The organism is Campylobacter sp. CNRCH_2013_0671h (assembly GCF_025773055.1).
Lineage (GTDB): Bacteria > Campylobacterota > Campylobacteria > Campylobacterales > Campylobacteraceae > Campylobacter_D > Campylobacter_D lari_D.
The window spans coordinates 19,153-33,488 of sequence record NZ_JAKMTG010000004.1; the positions used below are offsets into that span (position 1 = coordinate 19,153).

Here is a 14,336-nt window from a genome sequence, read left to right on the forward strand (position 1 = left end):
CTTGTTATTGCTATAACAAGAAAAGCATTTTTTATTCCAAATTTTGATCTACCCAAACTCTAAAATCTTTAGCAAAAAGCAAAAAAACCTCATCATAGTTTTGGATTAAAATTTGAGGATTATTATCATTTAATTCTTTTTCATAGTAAAAGTACTTACTCGCTATAAGTTTTTTAGTGTTTATTTGCACTAAATTTAAATTAATACCAAACTTTATTTTAGAATGCAACTCATCACTAAAATCTTGCTCTAAAATATCCACTTTACTTTCTAAAACATAATCAGCACTAGCTAGACTATCTTGATTTAAAACTGCTTTAAATACCCCCAAATCTTGCAAATGAAATTCCAAAAAAGATTTTATCATTAAAGTAGGATTTTCTTTCCAAAAATGATAGGCATAGGTATTGATAGTATAATCTTTTTTATAAAAAATTTCATTAGTATAAGCTAAACCTTTAGGTAAGGAAACTATAATAGTTGCATTTTTTTTATTTTGACTTTGCTCTAGCTTTTCTAAATTAATACTAAAATATTTATTTGCAGGCAAAGTTTGACTTGGATTAATCAAAGAGCAAGCACTAAAAAAAATAGCTATTAAACTAATATATAAATATCTCATTTTATTCTCCTGGAGCATATTGAGTAGCCTTATCTTTATAAATTATATCTGAAGGATTTTGCTTTAAAATATTTAGTAATTGCGTAAAATCTAAAAACAAAACTCTTAAAATATCCAAATTTTCATTTAAAAGCATTCTACTTTTATTAAGCTCATTAAGTTGGCCATTAGCATTGTTTAAAAAATTTGAAAATTCATCTGCACTTTTGCCAAGTTTAGAGCTTGTTTTATTTAAATTTGCTAAGAATGCTGGTACATTAGCATTTAAATGTGCAGAAAATTCTGATGAATTTTGCAAAATTTGCTCTATGTTTTTTAAATTTTTATCACTTAAGAGTTTTTCTAATTTTATTTTTGAACTTGTGATTAGTTCTAATAAATTTGAAGTTTGCTTATCTATGCTTGCAAAAAAACTTTCTTTTGATTTTATAATAGGATAAACATCATCGCCTGCTCTCAAAACACTAGCTTCCTCACTACCTCCTGCAAGCTGAATAAATTTAAATCCTGTTATGCCTTGAATTTGCAAACTTGCATAAGTATCTGTTTTAACAACCAAACTAGAATCAAGCTTAACTAAAATTTTTACTCTTAGTTGCTTACTTGAGCTATCTATACTGATATTTTCAACACTTCCAACATCTACTCCTAAAAATTTAACTGGAGCTTTTACACTAAGTCCTGCAACTGATTCTTCCATATAAATTTCATAATATTTGAATGATTTTTCATCTTTTAAATTTCCATACCACACTATAAAAAACAAACTGATAAAAAATAACACACAAACAAAAATTCCAATCAAAATATAATTTGCTTTGTTTTCCATTATTGCATAAACCTCTCATAAAGTCTTGGATTTTGCTCTTGCAAAGCCTCGACATTTCCTAAAAAACCAACTTTTTTTTCTTCTATAATCAAAAAGCGGTTTAAAACATTTTTCATACTCTCTTTATCATGAGTAATTAAGACTACACATAATTTAAAGCTTTGTTTTAAACTCAAAAGCAACTCATCAAATTCTCTTGAGCTATAAGGATCAAGCCCAGAAGTTGGCTCATCTAAAAAAAGTAATTTAGAATCAAGTGCCAAAGCTCTAGCTATGGCCACTCTTTTTTTCATACCCCCACTTAACTCACTAGGATAAAGCTTTGCCACGCTCTCATCAAGCCCTACCATCTTAAGCTTCATCATAGCTATTTCTTTAATGTCGTTTTTGCTAAGTTTTGTGTATTCAACCAAAGGTATGCTAATGTTTTCAAGTATATTAAAAAAGCTAAATAATGCTCCATATTGAAAAACAACACCCCATTGTTTTTGCAAAAACAAAGCATCTTCATCGCTTATATTTTTTAATCTCTTACCTAAAATTTCATACTCTCCCTTATCAAAATGCTCAAGCATTAACATTTGTCTTAAAAGCACAGATTTGCCGCTACCACTACCACCTAAAATACCAAAAATTTCATTATCTTGCACTTCAAAGCTAATATCTTCATGTACACATTTACTTCCAAAATAAGTGCTGATATTTTTAGCCTTTATAATCAAAATCCAGCCTTTGTCAAAAATACAGAGAAAATCGCATCAAAAGCTATCACCCAAAAAATAGCATTTACCACACTTTTTGTCGTATAAACACCTATGCTTTCGGTAGTTTTTTGTACAAAAAATCCTCTAAAACAAGCAATAGAAGCAATCAAAAATCCAAAAATAGGTGCCTTTATAAGCCCTATGATGATATGTTTTAGCTCCACTGCTTCTTTAAAACGACTCATAAACTCACTCGCACTAATTTCTAAACTAAACCAAGCAACTACAATTCCACCTATAATACTTAAAATATCAGCTACTATTACTACCAAAGGCATAGCAAGTGCTAAAGCTAAAACTCTAGGTAAAATGATAAATTCACTTTCTTTAAAACCCATAGTTTTCATCGCATCAATTTCATCAGTAAGTTTCATTACTCCAATTTGAGCTGTATAAGAACTTGCACTCCTGCCTGCAATAACAATAGCACTAATTAATGGTGCAAGCTCTCTAGTGGCAGAAATTCCCATTAAATCAACAATATAAATATTAGCTCCAAATTGTGCAAGTTGATACGCAGCTTGATAAGCAAGCACCACACCCACAAGCAATGAAGTTAGCATAATAATAGGTAAAGCATTAATAGCGCTATTTTCTACATGATATAAAAATGCCTTAAAGCGAAGTTTTTTAGGGTTTAAAAGTGTTTTAAAACAAGTATAAATAATAAGTCCTATGAAATTTAAAAACTGCACTAAAATTGTAAAAGAATTTGCAACTTTCTTTCCTAAATTTTCAAAAAAATCTTTGATCGTTTTTTTATCTTCATAAGAATCACAAAAGCTTTTGTAGTGTTTTTGACAAAGTTCAAAAAGCTTAGCATGCTCGCTTTTAAGATTTATCCTACTAAGCTCAAAACCTTTTTGCTTAAATTCATTTTCTAAAGCTAGAAAATACCTAATCCCAGCAGTATCTATAAAATCTAAATTTGCAAAATCAAAAATAATATTTTTTTGAGTAGGAAAATCTAATTTTTCCAATTTTCCTACACTTGTTTTATCCCATATACCAAAGACGCTAAAAATGCATTCTTGATTTTTAACATCTTTGATTATTTTATTTTTCATTACATAGACTTAAAATATATGAGCTTAATTTCTCCTCACTAAATCCAAAATGCTCAAATACATCTTTATCTTTACCACTCTCACCAAAACTTTCTATACCATAAAGCTCATCACAAATTCTATAAAGCTCGTTTGAATTTGCAGCTTCCACGCCTACAACCTTACCTTGTAAAATTCTTTCTTTATAAGATTTTTCTTGAGCAATGAATAACTCATAACAAGGCATAGAAACCACATTAGCAATCACACCTTTTTCTTTTAAAATCTTAGCTGTTTTTACACATAATGACACTTCACTACCACTTGCTAAAAGTGTAAATTGTGCATTTGCGTTTTCTTCTAACAAATAAGCCCCATTTTCAACATCTCCAAAAACAGGCTCGCTTAAAGCACTTAACTTTTGACGCGATAAAACAAAAACACTTGGCATATTAGTTTTAAGTGCAATCTGCCATGCTTTTACATTTTCAACCCCATCAGCTGCTCTAAATGTCAATGAATTTGGCATAGCTCTAAAAGTGCTAAGCTGCTCTATAGGTTGGTGTGTTGGTCCATCTTCACCCACACCTATACTATCGTGAGTAAAGATGAAAAAGTGTTTAGCCCTCATCAAAGCTGCTATTCTTGCAGCAGGTTTTAAATACTCACTAAATATAAAAAAGGTAGCACAATAAGGCAAAAACAAACCATATCTAGCAAAAGCATTTGATATAGCAGCCATTGCATGCTCTCTTATACCATAGTGGATATTTTTTCCATTTGGAAAATCGCCCATATCTTTGAGTTCAGTTTTATTTGATGGACCTAAATCTGCACTACCACCTAAAAATCCCGGTAAGGCTTTAGCAATAGCATTTAAAATCACACCATTACTATCTCTAGTAGCTAAATCTTTTCCTTTAAAATCAGGAAATTGTATTTTTGAAAAATCAGGCTCTAAAAGCTCTTTTAGCAATGCTTGCTTCTCTGCATTTAAATTTTGTACTTTTTGATTCCATTTAGCTTGTGCTAAATCCCCAAGTTCTATTGCCCCACTAAAGCGAATTTTAACTTCTTCTGGGATTTCAAAAGTTTTTTGTGGATCAAAACCTAAAGCCTCTTTTGCCTTTTTTATAAGCTCTTCGCCCAAAGGTGCTCCGTGAGAATGATGACTTCCCTCAAGATCTAAAGCTCCTTTAGCTATGGTAGTATGAGCGATAATTAAACAAGGTTTTTTGCTTTCTTTAGCAGTTTTTAATGCTAAATCAATTTGCTCAAAATCATGCCCATCTATCTCAAGTACTTCAAAATTTTGCGCTCTAAAACGCTCTTTTACATTTTCATTAAAAGCAATAGCCACATCACCTTCAATTGAAATATTATTGCTATCATAAATGATGATTAAATTATCAAGATTATGCACACCTGCTAAAGAACAAGCCTCATAAGAAATTCCTTCTTGTAAATCTCCATCACCGCATAAACAATATACTTTATGATTGATAATATCCTCACCCAAAAGCAAACTTGCTTTTTTAGCTGCCATAGCAAAACCAACCGCATTTGCAATGCCTTGTCCTAAAGGTCCTGTAGCGATTTCAACACCTGGAGTGAAAATTTCAGGATGACCTGGGGTTTTAGAGTGTAATTGACGGAAATTTTTTAAATCTTCTAAACTTACATCATAACCGCTCAAATGTAAAAAGCTATAAAGCAAAGCACTAGCATGACCACCTGAAAAGACTAATCTATCGCGGTTTAACCATGTAGGATCTTTTGGATTATGCACTAAATGAGTACTTAAAACACTTATAATATCTGCTAAACCCATTGGAGCACCTGGGTGGCCTGAATTTGCTTTTTGCACCATATCCGCACATAAAAATCTTATAGTGTTGGCTTGTTTTTGTAACATTGTTTAACCTTTTAAATATTTATCAATCAAAATTTGAAGCTCATTAGCAAGCTTAGAGTCTAAATTTTTCATTTTTTCTTCACATAAAGCAATTTTATCATCTTTTGCCTTTTTAGCACCTTCTAAACCTAAAAGTTTAACAAAAGAATTTTTATGCAAATCATTATGAGTTGGCTTTCCTGCTTCTTGAGTATCTAAAGTCGCATCGATAATGTCATCTTTGATTTGAAAAACTAATCCTATCAAAAGCCCTATTTCATAAATTTGCTCGCATTCTTTTTCATCTAACTCACAAATTTCACAACCCATTTTTAAAGCCGCTGCAATCAATCTTGCAGTTTTATGAATGTGCAAAAACTCAACTTGCTCTAAATTTAAAGGCATATCTTCAAAATAACAATCAATAGCTTGCCCGATAATCATACCGCCAAGCCCTGCATTAAAGGCTAGAATTTCTATGAGTTTTAATCTAACATTTTCTTTTAAATCAAGCTTAGAAAGAAGTAAAAAAGCTTGAGTATTTAAAGCATCGCCCACTAAAATAGCCGTAGTTTCATCATATTTTTTGTGTAAAGTTTGCTTTCCTCTACGCAAAGAAGCATCATCCATAGCGGGTAAATCATCATGTATTAAAGAGTAAGTGTGGATAAATTCCAAAGCCAAAGCTGCATTTAAAGCCTTTTCAAACAAAGCAGGATTTTTAGCATTAACTATACCCAAAAGCAGTTGGGCTCTAAAATGCTTCCCACCAGCTTCTAACATCCATTTTAATGCTTCATTAAAAAATGGATGAAAACTTTGAGTTTTAGGAAAATTTTGCTCTAAATGCTGTTTGAATTTTTCTAAAATCACTTATTTAGCCTTATAAAAAAGTCAAAGTATCCTTTATTAAAATGCTCAAAGTCATTATTTTTCGCTGAAGGGATATTGCTTGCTTGTCTTGAGACTAGAATATCAAAAGTATTAGCTTGAGCTAAAACAGCTTGAAGTTCATTAAAATTGTTGATTTTTTGATTATTAATTCTTAAAATCTTATCCCCTTTTAAAAATCCAGCCATTTGTGCTTTAGAATTTGGAGTAACTTCTGTAACATTCATTTTCATATCTACGCGCAATCCTAGATTACTATAAAAAGAACTTGGCTTAGCTTGAACCACTTTTTTAGGCTTAGCAAATGCACCCAAGTCTTTATCAAAAACCATAGTGGAGATATTAACATCTTTATTATCTCTTAATACATTAAAGTATAAAGTTGCACCGCGATCAGCAAATAAAATTTTTTCATTTAGTTTTCTTAAATCATCATAAGCTTGTCCATCAACACTCACAAGCTCATCATTAAGTAAAAATTGTCCATTTTTACGCACATTTTTAACATAAATTTTGCCATCACGCATATCAAAATCCACACCTATATCACCCCAATAAGCATCAGGATATTTTGCAAAGTGTTTTAAATAACGATTACCTATAAGTTTGCCATCTTCTAAACTTATACCAAGCATTTTACAACACGGCGAGTTAAGCTCTCCGATTTTAGAAGCAAAGTCAAGTTGATCACGCTCTGTCAAACTTTGCCCAAAATACTTCAAATGTCCTATATAGCTTTTATTGCTATCTAAAATTCCCACCCAACTATTGCGTGTTAAATCTTCTTCATTTCCCATAGGTGCAGGAATTAAACTAAAATCTGTTTTTACTAAATACAAATTTAAAAAGGGATCATATTTAGTATAGCTGTTTAATTTCGCGTTTTTAGTTTTAACTACTGCTAAAGTATTTTCATTTAAAGCAAAGGCAGGTAAGCCCTCATAAATCAACATACTAGCTTTATTTTTTTCATAACAACCCAAAAAATCATTAAAAGTCGGTCTTGGCACAGCAAAAAGTGTGCAAACTACACCCAAAATACAAAGTAAAATTCTCATAGCATTCCCATTCCGCTAAATAAATTACTAGCCATTGATTTTTTATTTTGTTCTACCATTTTCATCACATCATTAATCGCTGCTATTAGTAAAATTTGCATAGACTCTTTATCTTCTAACAAAGAATCATCAATGTTTATATCGATGATTTCACCTTTTCCGTTAGCACTAACTTTTACTAAACCACCACCACTTTTTGCACTAAATTCTTTTTTTAAAGCTTCTTGCTCTAATTCATTTGCTTTTTCTTGAGCCTTAGTTAAAAGCTCGCCCATTTTAGAAAAATCCATATTTTCAAACATTTATTTTCCTTCTTTTAATATCTCTAATACTACTTCTTTATCATTAAAAGGATATTTTACACCCTTGATTTCTTGATAAGTCTCATCGCCCTTACCCAAAATCACTACAAAATCATCTTTTGTTTTAAGCTCTAATGCTTTTTTGATCGCTTCTTTTCTATCACATTCTATAAAAACACTCTCATCTTTTTCTATACCATTTAAAATATCATTAATGATATCCATAGGCTCTTCTGAACGCGGATTATCACTTGTGATGATGAGTTTTTTAGCATAGTGTTTGGCAACTTTAGCCATTAACGGACGCTTAGTTTTATCTCTATCTCCCCCTGCTCCAAAAACCACAATCAAATCACGATATTTTAAAGCATCTAAAACTTTTTCTATGCCATCGGGCGTATGAGCAAAATCTACAATCACATCTTTTGCAACCACTTGCATTCTACCCTCAATGCCACCAAAATTACTAATAGCCTTTTCAAGCTCTTTTAAATTTGGCTTAACAAGTTCATTTACACAAGCGCTTGCAGCCAAAAGATTATAAAGATTAAAAAGCCCCACCAAAGAAGAATCAATCATAAAAGTTTCTTTACCAAAATTTACCACAGCTTCAATGCCATTTTTTAAAGCATAAGCTTTAATGTGATAATAACTTGGATTTTCCACTCCATAAGTAAAAGCACCTTTGACATTAAAATTTATAGCTTTTGCATCTTTGTTGATAAATTTCATACACTCATCGGTAAAAAAACTTTCTTTTGCCGCTTGGTAGTTTTGAAAATCCCCATGAAAATCTAAATGATCTTGAGTGATATTAGTAAAAATTTTAGCCTTAAACTCAAGCCCTTCAATGCGATTTTGCACCAAAGCATGCGAGCTTACTTCCATAATCAAAAATTCACATTTTTCCTTACTTGCTAAAGATAAAAGCTCTAAGGTTTGTAAAATAGGAGTAGTAGTTAAGCCTTTTGGAGTGATATTTTTATCATTTATAAAACTACCCCTAGTTCCCATTAAGGCACATTTATAACCTAAATCAAGCAAGATAGAGTAAATAGCCCCCGCAGTAGTTGTCTTGCCATTTGTGCCTGTAATGCCTATGATTTTAATACTTTCATCTATATTTAAAAGCTTCTTGCATTCGCCAATGCCAATAACTTTTGCTTGTTTTTCTAAAGCTTGATGAAGAAATTTTTCATTTTGAGTAGTTTTTAAGAAAAAACAATCTTTTTCGCATTCATTAGAATTATCACAAATGAAAGTATTTTCAATCTTTACTATCATAATTTAATTCCTTGATTTTCTCACTAAGCTTAATAAATCTATAATTAGAATAAAAATGCGCTGAAACATCTTCCATATAAGCTACGAGCATATCTTTATAACCATGTTCTAAAAGCTTTTCTAAAAAATCCACAAAATCTTCTTTATCGTTAATAATAAGTTTATTAGATATTATAACATTTTCTAAAGCTTGTTTAAACCCAACTTTTGCTTCGCTAAGTAAAAAATCTTGATAACTCAAGCCCTCAAAATCTTCGCTATCTTCTTCAAACTGCACACTTTGGCTAAGATTAATGAGTTTTTCTAAATCTTTATCTACTTTAGTATTTTTATAATTTTGCATAAAAAATTCAAAAAAAACAAAAGCTTCTTCAGGGCTTCTTAAAGCCAAATCACAAATATTAATAAAAGTTAAAAGTCTCTTATTTTTACGCTTTTCATAAGCAAGAGAAAAATACATCTTAGCATTTTTAAAATCTTTTTTGTAAAAACATTCTATGGCTATTTTTTTATAATTTTGCAAATTCGCTTTCCCCACCTGCTAAATTTACTATAGTAATATCTGGATGTATATCGATTTTAAGTTGTTTTTCCAAGCCATATTTCAAAGTCGTCCCACTAGCTGGGCAGCCATGACAAGCTCCGGTTAGTTTCACATAAACTACACCATTTTTCACACCCAAAAAATCAAGCCCTCCGCCATCATTTTCTAAAATATGCATAGTTTTAGCTAGACTGGCTTTTACAGGTTCGATTAATTCCTCATCACTAAAAGGCATATTCATAATTTTTCCTTGATTATTTTTAGTTTAATTTTATCTTATTTGCCTTTAAAAAATGTAAATTATTGTTTATTTTAGACTTTTTGCTATACAATGGTAAAAAGACTTTAGGAAATTTTATGCAAAAACACACCCAAATAAAAGGTTTTGAAAAACTCAAACTCATTATCATACTAGGCTTTTTATCTGCCATAGCACCACTTTCAACTGATATGTATTTACCTGCTTTAAATGAAGTAGAAAAAAGCTTTCAAACAAATTCTTTTTACACTCAACTTTCTCTTGCAAGTTTTTTCATCGCCTTTTCTTTAGGTCAGCTTTTATATGGACCATTAAGTGATGTGTATGGAAGAAAAAAACCTTTATACATAGGACTTTTTATTTTTATTTCTTCAAGTATTGCTTGTGTTTTAGTTGATTCCATTCATGCTTTTATAGCTTTGCGTTTTTTTGAAGCTTTAGGGGGTTGCGTGGGTGTAGTCGTAGCAAGAGCTATAGTAAATGATGTTTTTGAGCTTAAAGAAGCAGCAGGAGTTTATGCTTTAATGATGGTTTTTACTTCTTTAGCGCCTATGCTTTCTCCTACTTTTGGTGGAATTTTACTTGAATTTTTTTCTTGGCGTAGTATATTTTTAACATTGTTTATCTTAGGCTTTATTTTATTTTTACTTGTTATTTTTGTTCTAAAAGAAAGCAATCACAACACCAAAGGAAAAAAATTCAATCACAAAGAGGTTACAAAAAGTTACAAAAAAGTTTTAAAAGATCGCCGTTTTGTAGTATATTTGCTTTGTGGAAATTTAATATTTGCAGGTTTTTTTGCTTATTTAACCGGCTCATCTTTTGTTTTTACACGCGTTTTTGGATTAAGCGAGCAACAATACGCAGCCCTTTTTGGAGCTCATGCTCTAAGCTTTGTTATATGTGCAAATATCAATGCAAGATTAGTCCTTAGATTTTCTCCTTATTATATACTCCCTAGAGCGCTTATGGTAATTACTTTTTTAACTTTTTTACTCATTTTGGGTGCAACTTTTGAGCTAGGTTTTTGGGCTTTTGAAATTCCTTTGTGTTTTATCATAGCAAGTTTGGGTTTTATCCTGCCAAATACCACAACCTTAGCCATGGCAAGATCAAAACAAAATGCAGGCAGTGCTTCAGCACTCTTAGGTGCAGCACAATTTGCTATGGCGGGAGTAATGGCATTTTTAGTAAGTCTTTTAAATGCCAATACACCTATATTTTTATCACTTATTTTAGGAACTTGCACATTTTTATCTTTGATTTCTTATCTGAGTTTGATTAATAAAAGAAAGTTAAATAAAATCAAAAAGAAGTTAAGCGTGATTTCTCACGCTTAATTAAGCAATATTTTTGAAAAGATTCACTAACTATATCGAACCTTTTTCAAAAAACTTTATATTTATTTTCAAAACACTTATAAACAATTTATGTTAAAATTTCTCATCAATCAATAAAATAAAGGCTTTATTAATGAAAAAAATAGCTACTATTTTTGCAGGTGTTAATGGATGTGGAAAAACTACCTTATATTATAATGAACTTGAAAAAAACAAAGACTTTGGACTTAGAATCAACATCGATGAAATCGTAAGTAGCTTTGGTGATTGGAAAAATCAAGAAGATCAATTTAGAGCTTCAAGGATAGCCATTAAAATGCGTGAAAACTATATTAAAAAAGCTTATGATTTTAACCAAGAAACCACACTTTGTGGCACTAGCATTTTATCTTTATTCAAAAAGCTACAAAAAAATTCTTACACTATAAATCTTTACTACATCGGACTAGACTCTCCAAACACGGCAAAACAAAGAGTTAAAATTCGCGTAGCTAAAGGCGGGCATGATATAAAAGAAGAGCTTATAGAAAAAAGATACTACGAGTCTTTACAAAATTTTAACACCGTTGCTAAATTCTGTAACCACATTACTATTTTTGACAATACTCAAAATTATAAAAAACTCTTAGAATTTAAAAACAACAAGCTAGAAGTATTTGAAACTACCAAATGGCTAGAACCATTAATGATAAATTTTAAAAATCCAAGTTTATAAATTTTTATTTTAACTTGTCGATATGCAAATCATGCTACTCACTCCTTAAGGCAAGAAAGAAGTGAGTTAGCAATAGATTGAAGGCTTCAAGGCTATCAAGTATTACAAGGCTACCTCGATAACCTTGTAAAGCTTGATCCCAAGGTTTTAAAACCTTGGGTTAAGATTATTGTTTTAATTGAAGCAAAGTATTTAAAAGCTGATCGCTTGTGGTAATCGTTTTTGAGTTTGCTTGATAACCCCTTTGGATTACGATAAGCTCTGTTAATGCACGACTTAAATCCACATTCGACATTTCTATGGCTGAACCTTTTAAGCCCCCTCTACCGCCTTCGCCTGCATGACCTATGGTAGCTGTTCCTGAGTTTGCTGTCGCTTTATAAAGGTTATTACCCATTTCTTCAAGACCCATATTATTTGGGAAAGTAGCTAGAGCAACCTTAGCTAGAGCTAGAGTTTTACCATTTGTAAATTCTCCATAGATATAACCATTCTCATCAGTTCTTAATGCGTCTGGCTTTAGATTACCCCCTGTGTAACCATCTGTTTCTTGTTTAGTAGTAGATGAGTCTTTATCATAGCTTGTTAAACCATCAAAACCACCTGTTGTACCAAAGTCAAGTTTGATTACTTGATCAGGTTTTGAGCCGTTATTTCCGGTGAAATTTAATACATTTGGTGTATAGCTTTGAAGTGAGCCATCATTACCAAATCTTAAATTTCCTACTACTATATTTCCCGGAGCACCATCACCACTAAAATTAATCTCTGCAGGTTCAGGCACTGAAATGATGATAGACCATTCAGCCCCACCATCTGCTGTTTTAGTTTGTTTGGTAAATTGCACGGTTAGCTCATGTCTAGTTCCTAATGAGTCAAAGATTTCTATACTAGCAGTATGAGCTGATAAATACATGTCTTGAGAATATTTTTCATTATTACCTGCGTTGAAATTTCCATCTAAGGCGCTAAACATAGCTGTGAATTTATCATTAGTAGCGATTTTATTTACCTCATCTGAAAAACCTGTAACTTTAAAAGTCATATTTTTAGCGTTTTCACCAGCTGGGTTTGTTATTTTAAATCTACCATCACTTTCTACTACTACTTTAACACCAGCATTAGCATCTGCTTGTCCAGGAGAACCATTTGGATTATTATTACCTTGTCCCCAGTTTTCTAATGTTCCATCGCCATCATAATCCACGCCCCATCTTGCATCTCTTTGTAAAAGCTCTCTTAAATCCTCAGTAGTATGGAAAAATCTTTTACTATTCATATCAGGCATATTAGCTTCGTTAGCATTTGCTGCATTAGGATTAGGATCTGCCCCTATATCTACATTATTTTTACTATAAATATACTCATGAGCAGTTACCACCTGAACGCTTGTTTTTGCTTGTCCATTTGCTTGTCCATTTTCAGTTCCAAGCCAAGCTCTATCTGCTGTTTGCTCAGCTGTTAAAATTCCATTAATATCTCCACCTGTTTCAACATTATCTCGTCTAGTTCTTACTTGAGATCCTGCTGTAGTATTCTGTGCATTAATTTGAATATTTAAATTTTTTGATTTAGCTGTGGTTCCTGTGCTATTATCATTAGTAAAAGTAATTTTACCATCTACCACTGAAGCCACTACACCAGTTTCAGCTGTCTTAGCATTGATAGCGTTGATAAAAGTTTCTTGACCAATACCTTCAGCTACAATATTAACTCCATTTATAGTTATATCTAATCTAGCAGGATAAGATTGCTCTCCATCTTTAAAACCCCAAAAAGTATAATTTGTTTCAGGTTTAAATTCGGCTCTATTTGTAGGTAAAGCTTGATTCATTGTCATATTAGATGTGTGTTTAGCATCAGCATAGCTTATCCAAATTCCTTGACCATCTCTTAGGTTTAAACCCTCACCTTGAGCGTTAAACACCACGCCCATATCTACGCCTTTTTCCGTTACTTGGGCTCCACTTTTTGAAGTAGTATAAAACTCAGTATGGCCAGTATCATTTTCATCTACAGCTGTTCCAGTATCTTCTCTTCTACCATGAGTAGAATCTAAAGCATAGATAGGACGCTTAGCAGAAGCATTCATACCTAAAGTATTACCACTATCTAAATTTGCTGTAAGACTTACTGAAGTACTTGGCCTAGCAGGCATGCTCATACCAGGTGGGATAACTATATCTTGCACTGAAGTTGAAGAGTCAATTTGCCCTGTTTCTTGATTATAATTCCAACCTTGAACGGTGTAGCCGTTATTATCTACGAAATTTCCTACTGCGTCTGTTTTAAAGTCCCCTGCACGGGTAAAAAACTGCGTAGTGCCACCATCATTTGAAACGATGAAAAATCCATCACCATTGATAGCCATATCGGTGTTTTTGTCTGTAGTTTGGATATTACCTTGAGAGTGAATTCTAGTAGTAGAATTTACACCTGCACCAAGTCCAACTTGCATAGGGTTTTTACCACCTAGGTTGCCATCTGGAGCTGTAGCTATCTTAGAAGTTTGACTCATAAGCGTTGAGAAATCCGCACGAGAATATTTAAAACCAAATGTATTAACATTGGCTATGTTATTACCTTCTACATCCATTGCGTATTGGTGTGCTTGGAGTCCTGAAACCCCAGCCCAAAGAGATCTCATCATAATTAAATCCTTTAAAAAATATTGCTTTGTGATTACTTCACAATCTACTATTGCTTAGCCAAGACAAAGCAATAAGTGTTCCAAAAATACAAATAAAATGAAATTAAAAAGTAGAAAATAAATCAAAAATTAGGTTTT

Annotated in this window: 14 protein-coding genes; 2 read left to right on the forward strand and 12 right to left on the reverse strand. The window is 31.9% G+C overall.

The window, feature by feature from the left end; genetic code table 11:
* Positions 1-31 precede the first annotated feature (31 nt).
* The 11 genes from L8X97_RS03780 to L8X97_RS03830 are packed head-to-tail and all read right to left on the reverse strand — an operon-like array spanning position 32 to position 9,469.
* Entirely contained in the window at positions 32-622 is a 591-nt protein-coding gene (locus L8X97_RS03780) for a hypothetical protein (RefSeq protein ID WP_263662669.1), read from the reverse strand.
* Position 623: 1 nt separating this feature from the next.
* Complete coding sequence (locus L8X97_RS03785; RefSeq protein WP_133319166.1) at positions 624-1,451, reverse strand: MlaD family protein; 828 nt, start codon at positions 1,449-1,451, stop codon at positions 624-626.
* Complete coding sequence (locus tag L8X97_RS03790) at positions 1,451-2,173, reverse strand: ABC transporter ATP-binding protein (RefSeq protein ID WP_220567028.1); 723 nt, start codon at positions 2,171-2,173, stop codon at positions 1,451-1,453. The genes L8X97_RS03785 and L8X97_RS03790 overlap by 1 nt, the downstream gene beginning before the upstream one ends.
* Positions 2,170-3,270, reverse strand: coding sequence for an MlaE family lipid ABC transporter permease subunit (locus tag L8X97_RS03795; RefSeq protein ID WP_393921358.1), 1,101 nt, complete (start codon positions 3,268-3,270; stop codon positions 2,170-2,172). Before L8X97_RS03795 ends, L8X97_RS03790 begins: the two co-directional genes overlap by 4 nt.
* 1 nt (position 3,271) lies before the next feature.
* Entirely contained in the window at positions 3,272-5,176 is a 1,905-nt protein-coding gene (tkt, locus tag L8X97_RS03800; protein ID WP_263662670.1) for a transketolase, read from the reverse strand.
* Positions 5,177-5,179: 3 nt separating this feature from the next.
* Positions 5,180-6,025 carry a polyprenyl synthetase family protein gene (locus L8X97_RS03805; protein WP_263659247.1) on the reverse strand — a complete coding sequence of 282 codons (846 nt, stop codon included), beginning with the start codon at positions 6,023-6,025 and terminating at the stop codon, positions 5,180-5,182.
* Positions 6,025-7,104 (reverse strand): PDZ domain-containing protein, encoded by a 1,080-nt coding sequence (locus L8X97_RS03810; protein ID WP_263662673.1) that lies wholly within the window; start codon positions 7,102-7,104, stop codon positions 6,025-6,027. The genes L8X97_RS03805 and L8X97_RS03810 overlap by 1 nt, the downstream gene beginning before the upstream one ends.
* Positions 7,101-7,406: a YbaB/EbfC family nucleoid-associated protein gene (locus L8X97_RS03815; RefSeq protein ID WP_039667857.1), complete on the reverse strand. Its 306-nt coding sequence runs from the start codon at positions 7,404-7,406 to the stop codon at positions 7,101-7,103. The genes L8X97_RS03810 and L8X97_RS03815 overlap by 4 nt, the downstream gene beginning before the upstream one ends.
* Entirely contained in the window at positions 7,407-8,690 is a 1,284-nt protein-coding gene (locus L8X97_RS03820; protein WP_263662674.1) for a UDP-N-acetylmuramoyl-L-alanyl-D-glutamate--2,6-diaminopimelate ligase, read from the reverse strand. It lies immediately after the preceding gene.
* Entirely contained in the window at positions 8,674-9,213 is a 540-nt protein-coding gene (locus L8X97_RS03825) for a histidine kinase (RefSeq protein WP_263662675.1), read from the reverse strand. The genes L8X97_RS03820 and L8X97_RS03825 overlap by 17 nt, the downstream gene beginning before the upstream one ends.
* Positions 9,200-9,469: an iron-sulfur cluster biogenesis protein NfuA gene (locus tag L8X97_RS03830; RefSeq protein ID WP_039619526.1), complete on the reverse strand. Its 270-nt coding sequence runs from the start codon at positions 9,467-9,469 to the stop codon at positions 9,200-9,202. The genes L8X97_RS03825 and L8X97_RS03830 overlap by 14 nt, the downstream gene beginning before the upstream one ends.
* A 122-nt stretch (positions 9,470-9,591) precedes the next feature.
* Between L8X97_RS03830 and L8X97_RS03835 the strand changes: the two genes are divergently transcribed.
* Positions 9,592-10,833 (forward strand): multidrug effflux MFS transporter, encoded by a 1,242-nt coding sequence (locus tag L8X97_RS03835; RefSeq protein ID WP_220567024.1) that lies wholly within the window; start codon positions 9,592-9,594, stop codon positions 10,831-10,833.
* A 133-nt stretch (positions 10,834-10,966) separates the two neighbouring features.
* Complete coding sequence (locus tag L8X97_RS03840) at positions 10,967-11,548, forward strand: zeta toxin family protein (RefSeq protein ID WP_263662677.1); 582 nt, start codon at positions 10,967-10,969, stop codon at positions 11,546-11,548.
* Positions 11,549-11,714: 166 nt separating this feature from the next.
* On the opposite strand, the gene flgE is transcribed toward L8X97_RS03840, so the two are convergent.
* A complete protein-coding gene (gene flgE, locus L8X97_RS03845) occupies positions 11,715-14,198 on the reverse strand; it encodes a flagellar hook protein FlgE (protein WP_263662679.1) in 2,484 nt (827 codons plus the stop codon).
* Between the last annotated feature and the right edge of the window lie 138 nt (positions 14,199-14,336).